This is a genomic window from Parvibaculum sp., assembly GCF_035511255.1.
GTDB lineage: Bacteria > Pseudomonadota > Alphaproteobacteria > Parvibaculales > Parvibaculaceae > Parvibaculum.
Genome location: NZ_DATKFR010000408.1, coordinates 1 through 13,599, shown reverse-complemented (window position 1 = coordinate 13,599; position 13,599 = coordinate 1). Strand labels below are relative to the sequence as shown.

Genomic DNA, 13,599 nt, shown 5'->3' with positions numbered 1-13,599 from the left:
ACGGCCCGGCTCGCGTTTTGCCTCGATGAAAGCCTCGATATCCGGGTGGTCGCAGCGCATCACCGCCATCATCGCGCCGCGCCGCGAACCCGCCGACATGATGGTGCGGCACATCGCGTCCCAGACATCCATGAAGGACAGGGGCCCCGAGGCGTCGGCGCCGACGCCCTTCACCGCCGCGCCCTTGGGGCGCAGCGTCGAGAAGTCGTAACCGATGCCGCCGCCCTGCTGCATCGTCAGCGCGGCTTCCTTCAGGTTCTCGAAGATGCCGGCCATGGTGTCCGGGATCTCGCCCATGACGAAGCAGTTGAAGAGCGTCACGTCGCGGCCCGTCCCCGCGCCGGCAAGAATGCGGCCGGCCGGCAGGAAGCGGTAGCCCGCCATCGCATCGTGGAAGCGCGCCTGCCAATGGCCGCGCGCCTCCGGCGCCTCGGCTGCCGCCAGAGCTGTCGCGACGCGGGTCCATGTGTCCTCGACGGTGAGGTCGACGGGCGTACCGTCCTCTCCGTGGAGGCGATATTTCATGTCCCAGATCTGTTCGGCGATCGGATGCATAAGGGGCTCACTAAGCGACAATGGAGGGCCGGCATTTTAGCATGCCGTGGCCCGCGCCTCATGTTCTCTTTTTGTGCCCAGGATAAGCACAGCGAGAATGAGATTAAATGCCTGAAGCTACGATATAATTACGCTTGTCCCCGTTATCCACCGGGAGGGGTCGGTCAGTTATCCACAGCGTGACCGGCTTCGGCCAGAAGCCTTGTCGTGGCGCCTTCGATGCTGGTTTCCAGCGCCGCCATGAAGGCATGCCGGTCGAGGCCGGCCGGGATCGGCTCCAGGAATTCAAGGACGATGGTGCCGGGCTTCCGCAACATTTTGCGGCGCGGCCAGAAGAGCCCCGAATTGACGGCGGCGGGGATGCAGGGGACGCCGAGCTGGCGGTAGAGCGCCGCGACGCCGGGCTTGTAGTCGAGCTTCGCGCCGGGCGCCGCGCGGGTACCTTCGGGAAAGATCACGATGGGACGATTGAGCGCGAAGGCGGCTTTCGCCTGCGCGATCATGCGACGCAACGCGCTCGCGCCGGAGCTGCGATCGATGGCGATCATGTTCGCCTTTTGCGAGAACCAGCCGTAATAGGGGATCCAGAGCAGCTCGCGCTTCAGCACGATGGCGGGATCCTTCAGGATCGCCACCATGATGATGGTGTCCCACATCGACTGATGCTTGGAGGCGACGAGGACGGCGCCCTCCGGGATTTTTCCGCGCACCTCGTAATGCGTACCGGCGATCGCGCCGAGCAGCCAGACGATCAGCCGCGACAAGGTCGAGATGACCCAGACGGCGGCGGCGCGCGGCAGGAAGAGCGCCGGCGTTGCGACCAAGCCGACGGAAATCGCCGTCACATACATGGCGAGGTTGAAGAGGAATGAGCGGAGCCAGAGCAAGGCTGTTTCCTTCCGGCCTGGAACGTCAGGTTTCTGAGCGGAGCAGCGCGCGCGCATGGGCGAGCGTCAGCAGGTATTTCGAATATTCCGACGCCAGCAGTTTCGTCGTGCCGGGAAAATCCCACCAGCCGTCGAGATGCAGCGTTTCCTGCACCACTGGAAAAGGCGTGATCGAAACGTCGGGCATGGCGCGGCGGAGTTCGAGCGCGGCGCGCGGCATGTGATAGGTCGAGGTGACCAGAATGATCGAGTGGTAGCGATGCGCGCGCACCCATTCGGCGGTCTCGCTCGCATTGCCGATGGTGTTCTCCGCCTGGCGGCCGATGTCGACGCAGCAGTCGAACTTCGCGGTCGAACCGCCGACCGCGCTCCTGATGGCGGCGATCTTGACCTCGGGGTGAACGCCCGTGATGAGGAGGCGCGCGCCCTTGCCGTCGTCGAGCAGTTTCATGGCCTCGTTGAGGCGGCCCTCGCCGCCCGTCAGCGCGACGATCCCGTCGGCGACGGGCACGTCGAGCGGCGGCCGGCGGTCGAGTTCTGCGGCGAAGATGACGAAGCCCGCGACATAGGCGAGCGCCGCCAGGCCAATGAGGCTTGCCAGCAACCGGCCGAGGCGCTGCCCCAGTCCTTCATGCTCCATTCGTCCGGCCGCCATTCCGTCTCGCCATTCAAGGTCATGCGCGCTCCCGGGAATCTCCCGGGTCCGTCGCGGCGGCAGACTTTAGCACAGTCGATTTGCGCTTAAAGAGAAGAGCTAGAGGAGGCGGTGCAGCGTCCGCAACACCGTCATGCGGGCGGTGACCACGGCGACAAGGGCGGCGATCAGGGGAACGCCGGCGAGCGCCGGATAATACTCGAGCCTGAGGCCCGAGACCGGCACCAGAAACGTGCTTGCGGCATGTCCGTACCAGCCCAGCACGACAAAGGTTGCGACCGACAGCGCAAGACCGATCAAGCCGCCCCTTAACCCGAGATGCAGGAAATGGCGCTGCACCTCCGCGGCGATGAAGCGATCGCGGGCGCCGATCAGATGCAGCACCTCGACGACTTCGCGGTTGGCCTGGAGGCCGGCGCGGGTCGCGAAGGTGACGATGGCGATGGTGGTTGTCGCCACGACGGCCAGGACCGCATAGGCGAGCCATTGCGCCGAGCGGGCGGCGCGGACGAGCTCGGCTTGCCACTGGCGATGCGTGTCGAGGACGGCGCCAGGTGCCACTTCGACGAGGCGCTTGGCCAGCGCGTCGAAATCGGGCGGCGCGTGCCCGTCGATGCGGATGTCGATCAGGCGGGGAAGGGGGAGGTCGTCCGTCACATTGCCCTTGCCGAGCCAGGGCTCAAGGAGCGCTTCGGTGTCGGCTTTGGTCAATGCCCGTACCGAAAGGACACCCGGCGTCTCGCCGAGCAGTTTCAGCGCGGCCTCGACCTGTGCCTCCTGAGGCACTTCATCCACGGGCTTTACCTCGACGGTGAGTGCAGCCGAAAGCTCGCGCGCCCAGTCGGAGGAGGTGCGGCCGACCGAAAGCGCCGCGCCGAGCGCGAGGCTTGCGAGGAAGCACATGGCCGCAACGACGAGCACCAGCGAGAGGCCCGTCGCGCCGGCCGCCGGCATGACGCTGCGGGTCTCGACGATGAGGGCCTTCAGCGCGCCGCCGAGGCCGCGGGCTTCCCGGTCCAGTTCCTTTTCGTCGCGGGGGCGAGGGTCAGCCACGGATGGTGAGCCTCCCGTTCTTCAGCATCAGCTCCGGGGCGCCGGCGGCTTCGACCAACGCATGATCATGCGTGGCAATGAGAACCGACGTGCCGAGGCGATTGAGCTCGATGAAGAGGCGCAGCAGGCGCTTGCCCATTTCTGGGTCGACATTGCCGGTCGGCTCGTCCGCGAGGAGGAGGTCCGGCTGGGCGACGACGGCGCGCGCGATCGCCGCGCGCTGCTTCTCGCCGCCAGACAGCGTCGGCGGTTTTGCCGTCATGCGTTCGCCGAGGCCGACCCAGGCGAGCAATTCCTTCACGTCGGCGCGGTAACTTTCCTCCGGCCGTCCCTGAATTTTCAGCGGCAGGGCGACGTTCTCATAGGTCGTCAAATGGTCGAGAAGGCGGAATTCCTGAAAGACCACGCCGACCCGGCGGCGCAGGTCGGGCAGGTCCGCGCGGGGGAGGGTCGCGATGTCGCGCCCGAACATGGTGATGAGGCCGCGCGAGGGCCGCGAGGCCAGAAACATCAGCTTCAACAGGGAGGTCTTGCCCGCGCCCGAAGGGCCGGTCAGAAAGTGCAACGAGCCCGGCGCGAGGTGAAAACTCACATCGCGCAGGATCTCCGGCCCCATGCCGTAGCGCATGCCCACATTCTCGAAGCGAATCATGGTCCGCACGGTATCATGAAGCGCGGAGTGCGGGGGATCACCCGCGAAAACATGCGGCGGCGGTCAGCAGCCTTTCGCGACGCCGGGCTTAACCGGGCTTTAACCATGGCTCGGCTTTCAATAGGCTCTGGCAATGGTTTTGGCGAACAGGCTCCGGCGAAGCGTGTGCGTGTTTTTTCCTGTTCGCTTCGCTCTCCGCCCTCCGGGGCTTTTCGGTTTCGGCACTCAATCTGATGATCATCACCTGTCCGGCCTGTTCGACACGCTACCCGGTGGACGCGGCTTCGTTCGCGCCCTCGGGCCGGAAGGTGAGGTGCGCCAAATGTGGGCATAGCTGGCATCAGGCCCCGCCGACCGACCTCCCGCGCAAGGACGAGCCGACGGAGGAAGAAGCTGCCGCCGTTCCGCCCGAGTTGGAGGAGCAGCCCGAGGAGCAGCCGGTCCCCACCATGCCCTTCGACGCGCCGGCGACGCCCATCTTCAAGAAAAAGGCCGCACCGGCCGAGGAAGAAACGGCGCAAGACGAGGAGGATTCCGATATCGTTTTCGCCGAACCCGGTGCATCGGCGTCCGGCGCCTCGCAGATCGGCGCCTCCCAACTCGGCAATGGCGGCAAGCTCCGTCATTTCGTCAACCACGCGGCCTCGTCGCGCCGCGGCCGGGTGTTGACGGCGATCGGCTGGGTGCTGCTGCTTGCTTTCGTTTCGAGCACACTTTTTGGCGCCTGGCATTTCCGCAAGGACATCGCCTCGCTCTGGCCGGCGACGACCAAGCTCTATGCCGCCGTCGATGAGCCGATGAACCTGCGCGGACTGGAGTTCAGGCAGGTCTCCTATGAGCGGCAGATGGAAAACGGGCTGCCGGTGCTCGCGGTCAAAGGCGAGGTCGTCAATGTGAGCGGCGAGACGCGGACGCCGCCCCGGCTCCGCGTCGGCCTGCTCGATACCGACCGGCACGAGCTCTATCACTGGACATTCGCGCTTGCCGAAAAGGCGCTCGATCCGAAGCAGTCGGTCCCCTTCACCACCCGCCTGTCGAGCCCGCCCGCGGGCGCCCGCGACATCGAGCTGCGTTTCGTGCTGAAGGGCGAAGAAAATGAACCCGCCAGCGCGCCGGTCGCGGCGCCTCCCTCCTGAGGCAGGGCCCATGAGCAAACTCGCCCCGCGAGGCGCGCGCATATCGGTGCTGTTCAGCGCCGACGAGATTGCCGCCCGGGTGCGCGAACTCGCGGTCGAGATCGTCGCGGCGATGGGTCCCGAACCGCTGGTCATTCCGATCCTCAAGGGGAGCTTCATCTTCGCCGCCGATCTGCTGCGCGCGCTGCATGAGGAAGGCGCCGAGCCCGATATGGATTTCATCAGCCTGTCGAGCTACGGCAAGGGCACCACGTCGCTGGGCGAGGTGAGAATCCTGCGCGACACGGAGGCCGACATCGAAGGCCGGGACGTCCTCATCGTCGACGACATTCTCGAGTCGGGCCGTACGCTCGCCTTCGCCAAGGATCTGATGACGGCACGGCGCGCGCGGTCGGTGAAGACCTGCGTGCTGCTCGACAAGCCGGGCAAACTCGCCGTCCAGATGAAGGCCGATTTCACCGGCTTCAAATGCGCCGATCGCTTCGTGGTGGGCTACGGCATGGACGTCGCACATGCCTATCGCCAGTTGCCCTTCGTCGGCATCGTCGAGAGCTGAGCATCATGGCCCGCATACTGATCGCCGAAGACGAACCGAGCGTACTGGCCTTCATCACCCGCGCGCTCCAGGGCGTCGGGCACGAGGTCGAAGGTGCCGGCGACGGCAGCGACGCGCTCGCCGCGCTCACCCGCGCGCGGGGGGCGGGCCGGCCGCACGATCTTCTGCTTACGGATATTCTGATGCCGGTCATGGACGGCATTTCGCTGGCGCTATCGGCCGCGCGCGACGCGCCCGACATGCCGATCATGCTGATGACCGGTTATTCCGACCAGCGCGAACGTGCCTACGGCCTCGAGGCGATCATCGACGACATCCTGCTGAAACCCTTCACGCTGGACGAGCTCGTGCTGCGTGTGCAGACGGTGCTGGACAAGGAATAGCACCCGCAATAGCCGCGCCGCGGCCGGGCATGGCTCGTGGACGACGAACGCAAAAGGGCAATCAAAACCGCTTCAGCAGCCGGTCGAGATAATCGAGTTCGATCTTCGGGCGGCCGAGTTCGCCGGCGCGGCGGCGCAGTTCCTGAATGATCTCGCGGGCGCGCTGGATGTCGATCTTGTCGGGCACGGCGACGTCGTTGCCGAGGTCGGGGCCGGCATTGGGGAGGGAGCGGCCGAAGGGATCCGAAGCGCGCCCTTGTCCCGAATTGCCGCGCCGGCCCGCCATGCTCTGCATCAACTGGTCGGCGAGCCCTTGGGCACCTTCGCGCATATTGGCGATCGCCTGACCTTGCGAGGCCGTCGCGCGGTCGGCGCGGCCGTCGCCGAGGCGATCCTCGGCGCTCTTCATTGCGTCGCCGGCCTTGCCGAGCGCAGGGGGAAGTTTGGCGCCGGATTTTTCGAGGTCGCGCATCACTTGCGCCAGTTCCTCGCGCAATGCGGACTGCGCGCGCTTCAGGTCGTGCAAGGAAGACGGATTGCCCTGCTTGCCCCCCTGTCCCTTCTCTCCGGGGGCGCCGCCTTGCTGCCCGGAGCCGGCGCTGCCTTGCGAGCCGCCCTTGCGGAAGGTCTCGTCCATCAACTGGCGCTGCTTGTCGATCAGCTTGCCCATGCGGTCGACGCCTTGGGACATCGCCTGTTCCTGCGGCGTCATGCCGGGGCTCTGCTGCGGCACACGCATGTTTTCCATGATGGCCTGGAGCTGCTGCAACATCGCCTTCGCCTGATCGCGCGCGCCGCTTTTGGCGAGTTCGTCGATCGCGCTCAGCATGCGCTCGAGATCGGAGCGGTCGATGGTCTGGCCGTCCTGCGGCGCGAAGCGCTCGAGCGGGTTGGGCTGCATGTCGCCGCGCGCGGCCAACGCGTCCATGTAGCGTTTGAAGGCGTCCTTCAACTCGGACATCAAGCGGTTGATCTCGTCGCCCGAGGCGCCTTTGGCGAGCGCCTCGGTCAGCGCGTCGCGCGCGCGGCGGACGTCGTTTTCGGCCAGCGAGAGATCGCCATCCTCGATATGGAGGGCCGTCGACCAGAGGAGATCGAAGATACCGGTGAGGTCGCCGTCGTGCCGGGCGCTCGTCAGACGCCAATAGGCCGCTCGCAATGCGAGGTAGACGGAAAGATCGTCGATATAGCGGTCTGCATCGACCGTGAGATCGTCGAGGACGCGGGCGACGCGCGCCGTCGACGCCGGATCGAGCGCCAGCGCGCGACGCTGTTCGACGATGGCGGCGGCGAGCGGCTTCTTGAAATCGCGGGCCGGCAGAATGAGCGCGACCGGGGGAGCGGTGCCTTCCTGTCCGGCGTCGTCCTTGGCCACCAGCGTCACCATCACCGGCAAACCCGCCCAGGGGTGCGGCGTGAGGTCGATATAGGTTTCGCCCTTGGCATCCTTCGGGCGGAGCGTCGGCAGGGGCAGGTTCACCGTTGGCGGCGTCACGCTGGGGAGAACCGCCGCCTCGGCGCGCGCGCCGGGGCGCGTGTCGGCGGGTGTCCGCACGGGAGGTCGCACCAGCACGATGCGCGCTTCCGCCGAGGTGACGCCGTAGTCGTCCTCGACCTTGTAGGCAAAGCGCAGCGTGCCGGACGAGGTCTTCTCGAGGGGCTTCGTCAGTTCGATCGCCGGCCTGCGGTCGGCGACGACGTCGATATTCCAGCCGCGCATCATGCGGCCGCCCTGGGTCAGCGTGAATTCGGTCGACGCCTTGATCGGCGCGTCGATCGTGTAGTTCATGTCGCCCATGTCTTTCAGCGGCTCGGGCCGACCGCGGTCGCCCTGGCCGGCTTCGAGCGCCGGGGCGGCTTTCAGCCCGTGGACGCGAAGGGAGAGCACGCTGTTTTCCGGCACGATGAGTTTTTTCTCTTCGCTCGCGGCTTCGGTATCTTTCGCCTGTTCGAGATAGATCGGCGCCTGGCCGGTATAGGCGGGCGGCGTGATCCATGCCTCGACCGAAAAGGACCGCGCCGCGCCGAGACCCGGCAGCAGGGCGGCGGCGATGCGGCTCATCTGGCCGTTGCCGGTGCCGAGAAAGGCGACGAGAAGCAGAAGGACGACGGCAGCCCGGAGTGCATAGGGGTCCCGTTCGGCCAGACCCGGCGACGCGAAGCCGAGTTTCAGCCGCCGGATGCGCTCGGCGACCCAATGCTGATGGGCGCGCCAGAGCGCGGCGTCGCCGGTGCCAGGAGCGGCGACGTCCTCATAGGCGGCGAGTGGCTGGTGGGTGAGGCCGGACACGAGTTCGAGATGGCGCAGTGCCGCCTCGCGATCCGGCCAGCGGAAGCTCTTGAGCCCGCGCCAGAGCATCCATGCGGTCAACCCGCCAAAGCCGGCAAGAAGAGCCCAGTGGAGGCCCATCGGGAGGCCCGCAAAGGCATTGAAGAGGGCAAGGACCAGAAAGAGCCCGCCGAGACCCACCGGCGGCCAGAGTGCCGGCCAGAGCGCCTCCCAGACGAGAATGGCGCGGGCGATGCGGATGCGGCGTTCGACACGGGCGGGCAGGCGCGGGCCATCCGGGCGCGGCGCGGATGTCCGCGCCTGCGTCTCCTGCACTGCCTGCCGCGTTTTGTGGCCGGTCAAATCCTCGCCTCTCGTCGAGCCGTTCCCGCACGCAGGCCCGCGCGCCGCTTGTCAGCGCGACCCTTCGAGCCAGGCCGGGATCATATCGTGCTTCAGCATTTCGTCATAACTTGGGCGCGCGCGGATGACCGCGAAATCGGCGCCGTTGACGAGGACCTCAGGCACGAGGGGGCGGGTGTTGTATTCCGACGCCTGCACCGCGCCGTAGGCGCCCGCCGACATGACGGCGACGAGATCATCGGTCTCGAGGCGCGGCATTTCGCGCCCCTTGGCAAGAAAGTCGCCCGTCTCGCAGACGGGGCCGACGACGTCGTAGGTGACGCGTTCGGCCGAAGGGGCGGGCTCCGCCACGGGTCGGATCTCGTGATAGGCGTCATAGAGCGTCGGGCGGATCAGATCGTTCATCGCCGCGTCGACGATCAGGAAATGGCGGGCGTCGCCTTGCTTTTCGTAGATGACGCGCGAGACGAGGATCCCCGCGTTGCCGACCAGCAGTCGGCCCGGCTCATAGGTGAGCTCGCAACCCAGCCGTCCGACGGTGCGCTTCACCATCGCCGCATATTCATCCGGATGCGGCGGAATGTCGTTGTCGCCGCGATAGGGGATGCCGAGACCGCCGCCAAGATCGATGCGGGAAATCGCGTGGCCTTCGCGGCGCAGCTCCTCGACCATTCCGGCCACCCGCGTAAAAGCCGCCTCGAACGGTTCGAGCGAGGTCAACTGGCTGCCGATATGGACGTCGATGCCGATGGCCTCGATGCCGGGCAGCGCCTTCGCCCGGGCATAGACGGCGGGCGCGCGCTTCCAGGAAATACCGAACTTGTTCTCGGCCTTGCCGGTGGCGATCTTCTCATGCGTCTTCGCATCGACGTCCGGATTGACGCGGATGGCGATCTTCGCGGCAAGGCCGCGCGCCGCGGCGAGCGCCGAGAGAAGTTCGAGTTCGGGTTCCGACTCGACGTTGAACTGGTCGATGCCGGTTTCGAGTGCGAAGGCGATTTCGGCGGCGGTCTTGCCGACGCCGGAAAAGACGATTTTCGAGGCCGGAATGCCGGCGGCGAGTGCGCGGCGGAGTTCGCCTTCCGAGACGACGTCGGCGCCGACGCCGGCCTTGGCCAGCGTCGCGATGACGGCGAGGTTGGAATTGGCCTTCACCGCGTAACAGAGCCGTGCTGGCTGACCCTTGAAGGCCTCGATAAAGACCTCGGCATGGCGCGTCAGCGTCGCCGAGGAATAGCAATAGAAGGGCGTGCCGACAGCGGCCGCGATGTCGGGGATCGCGACGTCCTCGGCATGAAGAACGCCGTTCCTGTATTCGAAATGGTTCATGACGCTCGGTTCTCGGAGGCGCCGGGCTTTCGGGCCCGTGGCGCCTTGTTCAGCAGGGCGGGACCGACGTGTCCGGCATCTGGTTCGGAGCCGCCATGTCGCCGGCCTCCTCCGCGTCGATGGGTTTCTGTGTCGTGCCGGATCCGGTCTGACAGCCGGCTTTCGACGCCATGTCGGGGCTGACGCTCGGCGGCGGTTCGAGGTCGCCCTTGCGGCCGCAGGCGCCGAGCGCGAGAAGAGCAGAAAGGCCGAGCGCGGCCGCCATCGTCATTCGCCTGTTCATCTCACTTCTCCCCGTTACGGCCGAGTTCCGTGCGCCACCAGGTCACCGATGCGCGCACATTGTCGGGCGCCGTGCCGCCGAAACTCGTCCGGCTGGCGACCGAATTGTCGACGCCCAGCACCGAATATACCTCATCGGTGATGCCGGGCTCCACTTCACGCATGTCGGCGAGCGTCAGGCCGTCGAGATCGACGCCCTTCTTCTCCGCCTTTGCGACGAGAGAGCCGGTGATGTGATGGGCCTGGCGGAAAGGCACGTTGAGACGGCGGACCAGCCAGTCGGCGAGATCGGTCGCGGTCGCAAATCCGCGCGAGGCGGCGGCGCGCATTTCCTTGGTGTTGACCGTGAGCGTCGCGACCATGCCGGTCATCGCGGCAAGCGACAGGGAGAGCGCGTCGAGCGCGTCGAAGGCCGCTTCCTTGTCTTCCTGCATGTCCTTGGAATAGGCGAGCGGGAGGCCCTTCATGACGATGAGGAGCGCCGTCAGGTCGCCGATGACGCGGCCCGATTTCGCGCGCACGAGTTCGGCGGCGTCGGGATTGCGCTTCTGCGGCATGATGGAAGAGCCGGTGGTGAAGCCGTCGGTCAAGCGCACGAAGTTGAAGCCCGGCGTCGACCAGATGACGATTTCCTCGGCGAAACGCGACAGATGCGTCGCGGCAATGGCGGCGGCCGACATGGTTTCGAGCACGAAGTCCCGGTCGGACACGCTGTCGAGCGAATTGCGCGTCGGCCGGTCGAAGCCGAGCGCCTTCGCCGTCATATGCCGGTCGATGGGGAACGAGGTGCCGGCCAGCGCCGCGCTGCCGAGCGGGCTCTCGTTGAGGCGCTTTCTCGCATCGGCAAAGCGGCCGCGGTCGCGCGCCGCCATTTCGACATAGGCGAGGCAATGATGGCCGAAGGTGACGGGCTGCGCGGTCTGCAGATGCGTGAAGCCCGGCATGATCGTGTCGGCATTCGCTTCCGCCTTGTCGAGCAGCGCATTCTGGAAAGCCTCGAGCTGCTCGTCGAGATGGTCGATCGTGTCGCGAATATAGAGCTTGAAGTCGAGCGCCACCTGATCGTTGCGCGACCGCGCCGTGTGAAGCCGGCCCGCCGCCGCGCCAACGAGATCGGCGAGCCGCGATTCCACGTTCATGTGGATGTCCTCGAGGTCGCGCCGGAATTCGAACTGTCCGCCCTCGATCTCGGCCAGCACCGCGTCGAGGCCGGCGACGATTTGATCGGCATCTTCTCTTGAGATAATTCCGGTTTCGGCCAACATGGCGCAATGCGCCTTCGAGCCCCGGATGTCCTGGCCGAAGAAGCGCTGATCGAAGCCGATGGAGGCGTTGATCTCCTCCATGATGCGGTCGGGACCTTCGCCGAAGCGACCGCCCCACATTTTATTGCTCATCGCGAGGTTCCGTAGGCCCCGAGCCCGGCCCGCCATCGCGAGAGCGCGGAATTCCGAGGCCCGATGTTTCGTTCCAGCAGCAAGACTATCCTGATTATCGCCGCCGCCGTCATTGTCGCCGTTGCGGCGGTATACTTGATCGCCGGCCCCTTAGGCAATGGCGGGGGGGCCGGACGGGCCCCGGAAGGCGGCCATGCGGCGGCGCTCAGCCCCTATGCCACGGGGGCGGTTGCCAATTTCAAGGCCGATGCGGCGCCGAAGCCCGTCCCGGACCTCGCCTTCAGGGATGGGGACGGCAAGGACGTCAAGCTTTCGGATTTCAGGGGCAAGCTCGTCCTCCTCAATCTCTGGGCGACCTGGTGCGTACCCTGCCGGGAGGAGATGCCGGCCCTGAACGGACTTCAGGGGGCGCTCGGGAGCGACCGGTTCCAGGTGCTGGCCTTGAGCGTCGACAAGGACGGCCACGATCTTGCCAAAGCCTTCCTCGCCGAGGTCAAGGCCGACCATATCGCGCTCTACAACGACCCGACCTCGCGGGCGATCTTTGCCATGAAGGCCTATGGCATGCCGACGACGGTGCTGATCTCGCCGGCGGGCCAGGAGATCGGGCGCCTCGTCGGCCCGGCCCATTGGGACGCGCCGGAGGCGAAGGCGCTGATCGAGGCGGCCCTCAAGGCAACTTCCGCGCGCTGATCGAGCAGGTTCAGACTTCGGGTCGCTCCACCACGAAAACGGCGCCGAACATCTGCGCGATGTCGCCGCCGCCCGCCGTCAGCGGGCTGGAAAAGCTATGCCATTCGAGGCTGCGGTGGATCATGTTGACGAACCTGCCCGAGGCAAAGACCGGCCGTCGCAGTTGGAAAGCAGTCTTGGAGAGAGCGAGGAGACGGCTGCGGGCCGCAACGGGTCGGAACATCACGCGCGGATCGCCGGCGAGTTCCGAATAGAGCATGCCGGTGGCTTCCCGGCCGATCAGCGCGACAAGCGCGGTGCCGAAGATGCGGAGGCGAAAGTCGCGGCCGCCGTCGATCGCTTCGCTGATGCTGATATTCGGCAGGAAGCGGACGATCTCTCCGGGAGAGATGTCGCCGCGGTCGGGCATGGCGCGGGCACCTCGCTTCTCATGCCAATAGGCGGTCAGCGCGACGACGTCCGGATGCACCGGCTCGTCGAGATAATGCAGGCTCTGTTCGTCAGGAGGCGGCACGTCTCCTATGGCAGCCATGCGAATCCCCGGTTCCGATTGGAAGGCCGGAACCAGTATCGCGCTCAATTCTTAACAAAAATTAGCGTTCTATCTTGCGACAACCGCGCCGTACGACGCGGCGGACTTCACCGCGTCGGAACGGGCTTGTCGCCGCGATAATCGTAGAAACCGCGCTGCGTCTTGCGGCCGAGCCATCCGGCCTCGACATATTTCACCAGAAGCGGGCAGGGACGGTATTTCGAATCCGACAGGCCTTCATGCAGCACCTGCATGATCGACAGGCAAGTGTCGAGGCCGATGAAATCGGCGAGTTGCAGCGGACCCATGGGATGATTGGCGCCGAGCCGCATTGCCTTGTCGATGCTTTCGACCGAGCCGACGCCCTCGTAAAGCACGTAGACCGCCTCGTTGATCATCGGCAGCAGGATACGGTTGACGATGAAGGCCGGGAAATCCTCGGCATTGGCCGTCTGCTTGCCGAGGCGCTCGGCGAGTTCGCGCACCGCGTCGAAGGTTTCGTCGTCGGTGGCGATGCCGCGCACGACCTCGACCAGTTCCATGACCGGCACCGGGTTCATGAAATGCATGCCGATGAATTTCTCGGGGCGGTCGGTGGAGGCGGCGAGCCTCGTGATCGAGATCGAAGAGGTGTTGGTCGCGATGATCGCATCCTCGCGGAGATGCGGACAGAGATCGGCGAAGATCTTGCGCTTCACGGCCTCGTTTTCGCTCGCGGATTCGATGACGAAATCGGTCGCCTCGAAGGCGTCATAGGTGACGGCGGCCGAAATGCGTTCGAGGGCGGCGTCGCGGTCGGCCGCGCTGATGCGGCCCGAATGGACCTGACGGGAGAGGTTGCCGTCGATGGTGGCGAG

General features: G+C 66.1%; 15 protein-coding genes. 4 read left to right on the top strand and 11 right to left on the bottom strand.

What is annotated here, in order from left to right; translation table 11 throughout:
- From VMR03_RS15630 to ftsE, 5 genes are all read right to left on the bottom strand, one after another.
- A partial coding sequence (locus tag VMR03_RS15630) for a ribonucleotide reductase N-terminal alpha domain-containing protein (protein WP_325406848.1) occupies window positions 1–555 on the bottom strand: 555 nt, incomplete at its 3' end.
- 164 nt (window positions 556–719) lie between these two features.
- Window positions 720–1,442 (bottom strand): lysophospholipid acyltransferase family protein, encoded by a 723-nt coding sequence (locus VMR03_RS15625; protein WP_325406846.1) that lies wholly within the window; start codon window positions 1,440–1,442, stop codon window positions 720–722.
- 25 nt (window positions 1,443–1,467) lie between these two features.
- On the bottom strand, window positions 1,468–2,097 hold the full coding sequence (locus VMR03_RS15620; protein ID WP_325406844.1) for a YdcF family protein: 630 nt from the start codon (window positions 2,095–2,097) through the stop codon (window positions 1,468–1,470).
- Window positions 2,098–2,196: 99 nt separating this feature from the next.
- Entirely contained in the window at window positions 2,197–3,150 is a 954-nt protein-coding gene (locus VMR03_RS15615) for a hypothetical protein (RefSeq protein ID WP_325406842.1), read from the bottom strand.
- Window positions 3,143–3,802 carry a cell division ATP-binding protein FtsE gene (gene ftsE, locus VMR03_RS15610; RefSeq protein WP_325406850.1) on the bottom strand — a complete coding sequence of 220 codons (660 nt, stop codon included), beginning with the start codon at window positions 3,800–3,802 and terminating at the stop codon, window positions 3,143–3,145. Before ftsE ends, VMR03_RS15615 begins: the two co-directional genes overlap by 8 nt.
- A gap of 233 nt (window positions 3,803–4,035) precedes the next feature.
- Between ftsE and VMR03_RS15605 the strand changes: the two genes are divergently transcribed.
- Genes VMR03_RS15605 through VMR03_RS15595 form a run of 3 tightly spaced genes read left to right on the top strand, consistent with a single transcriptional unit; the run spans window position 4,036 to window position 5,877 of the window.
- Window positions 4,036–4,938 (top strand): zinc-ribbon domain-containing protein, encoded by a 903-nt coding sequence (locus tag VMR03_RS15605; RefSeq protein ID WP_325406840.1) that lies wholly within the window; start codon window positions 4,036–4,038, stop codon window positions 4,936–4,938.
- 10 nt (window positions 4,939–4,948) lie between these two features.
- Entirely contained in the window at window positions 4,949–5,494 is a 546-nt protein-coding gene (hpt, locus tag VMR03_RS15600; RefSeq protein ID WP_325406838.1) for a hypoxanthine phosphoribosyltransferase, read from the top strand.
- Between the two features lie 5 nt (window positions 5,495–5,499).
- On the top strand, window positions 5,500–5,877 hold the full coding sequence (locus VMR03_RS15595) for a response regulator transcription factor (protein ID WP_325406836.1): 378 nt from the start codon (window positions 5,500–5,502) through the stop codon (window positions 5,875–5,877).
- A 61-nt stretch (window positions 5,878–5,938) separates the two neighbouring features.
- On the opposite strand, the gene VMR03_RS15590 is transcribed toward VMR03_RS15595, so the two are convergent.
- The 4 genes from VMR03_RS15590 to argH are packed head-to-tail and all read right to left on the bottom strand — an operon-like array spanning window position 5,939 to window position 11,517.
- A complete protein-coding gene (locus VMR03_RS15590) occupies window positions 5,939–8,509 on the bottom strand; it encodes a TIGR02302 family protein (protein WP_325406834.1) in 2,571 nt (856 codons plus the stop codon).
- 51 nt (window positions 8,510–8,560) lie between these two features.
- Complete coding sequence (lysA, locus tag VMR03_RS15585; protein ID WP_325406832.1) at window positions 8,561–9,838, bottom strand: diaminopimelate decarboxylase; 1,278 nt, start codon at window positions 9,836–9,838, stop codon at window positions 8,561–8,563.
- Between the two features lie 49 nt (window positions 9,839–9,887).
- Window positions 9,888–10,121: an LPS translocon maturation chaperone LptM gene (lptM, locus tag VMR03_RS15580; protein WP_325406830.1), complete on the bottom strand. Its 234-nt coding sequence runs from the start codon at window positions 10,119–10,121 to the stop codon at window positions 9,888–9,890.
- Window position 10,122: 1 nt separating this feature from the next.
- Window positions 10,123–11,517 (bottom strand): argininosuccinate lyase, encoded by a 1,395-nt coding sequence (argH, locus tag VMR03_RS15575; RefSeq protein ID WP_325406829.1) that lies wholly within the window; start codon window positions 11,515–11,517, stop codon window positions 10,123–10,125.
- 63 nt (window positions 11,518–11,580) lie between these two features.
- Here argH and VMR03_RS15570 point away from each other — a divergent pair, with 63 nt between their 5' ends.
- A complete protein-coding gene (locus VMR03_RS15570; RefSeq protein WP_325406828.1) occupies window positions 11,581–12,210 on the top strand; it encodes a TlpA disulfide reductase family protein in 630 nt (209 codons plus the stop codon).
- Between the two features lie 10 nt (window positions 12,211–12,220).
- On the opposite strand, the gene VMR03_RS15565 is transcribed toward VMR03_RS15570, so the two are convergent.
- Together VMR03_RS15565 and VMR03_RS15560 are read right to left on the bottom strand one after the other, a co-directional pair.
- The gene (locus VMR03_RS15565) at window positions 12,221–12,742 is read right to left on the bottom strand and encodes a PAS domain-containing protein (protein ID WP_325406826.1); all 522 of its coding nucleotides are present in this window, start codon (window positions 12,740–12,742) and stop codon (window positions 12,221–12,223) included.
- Window positions 12,743–12,849: 107 nt separating this feature from the next.
- On the bottom strand, window positions 12,850–13,599 hold a 750-nt coding region (locus VMR03_RS15560), incomplete at its 5' end, for a 3-hydroxybutyryl-CoA dehydrogenase (protein WP_325406824.1).

What these genes read in the sequence shown, in the direction of transcription:
- VMR03_RS15620 (WP_325406844.1), bottom strand. Translation starts at nt 2,097, where the DNA reads ATGGCGGCCGGACGAATGGAGCATGAAGGACTGGGGCAGCGCCTCGGC.
- ftsE (WP_325406850.1), bottom strand. Translation starts at nt 3,802, where the DNA reads ATGATTCGCTTCGAGAATGTGGGCATGCGCTACGGCATGGGGCCGGAG.
- VMR03_RS15605 (WP_325406840.1), top strand. Translation starts at nt 4,036, where the DNA reads ATGATCATCACCTGTCCGGCCTGTTCGACACGCTACCCGGTGGACGCG.
- hpt (WP_325406838.1), top strand. Translation starts at nt 4,949, where the DNA reads ATGAGCAAACTCGCCCCGCGAGGCGCGCGCATATCGGTGCTGTTCAGC.
- VMR03_RS15595 (WP_325406836.1), top strand. Translation starts at nt 5,500, where the DNA reads ATGGCCCGCATACTGATCGCCGAAGACGAACCGAGCGTACTGGCCTTC.
- lysA (WP_325406832.1), bottom strand. Translation starts at nt 9,838, where the DNA reads ATGAACCATTTCGAATACAGGAACGGCGTTCTTCATGCCGAGGACGTC.
- lptM (WP_325406830.1), bottom strand. Translation starts at nt 10,121, where the DNA reads ATGAACAGGCGAATGACGATGGCGGCCGCGCTCGGCCTTTCTGCTCTT.
- argH (WP_325406829.1), bottom strand. Translation starts at nt 11,517, where the DNA reads ATGAGCAATAAAATGTGGGGCGGTCGCTTCGGCGAAGGTCCCGACCGC.
- VMR03_RS15570 (WP_325406828.1), top strand. Translation starts at nt 11,581, where the DNA reads ATGTTTCGTTCCAGCAGCAAGACTATCCTGATTATCGCCGCCGCCGTC.
- VMR03_RS15565 (WP_325406826.1), bottom strand. Translation starts at nt 12,742, where the DNA reads ATGGCTGCCATAGGAGACGTGCCGCCTCCTGACGAACAGAGCCTGCAT.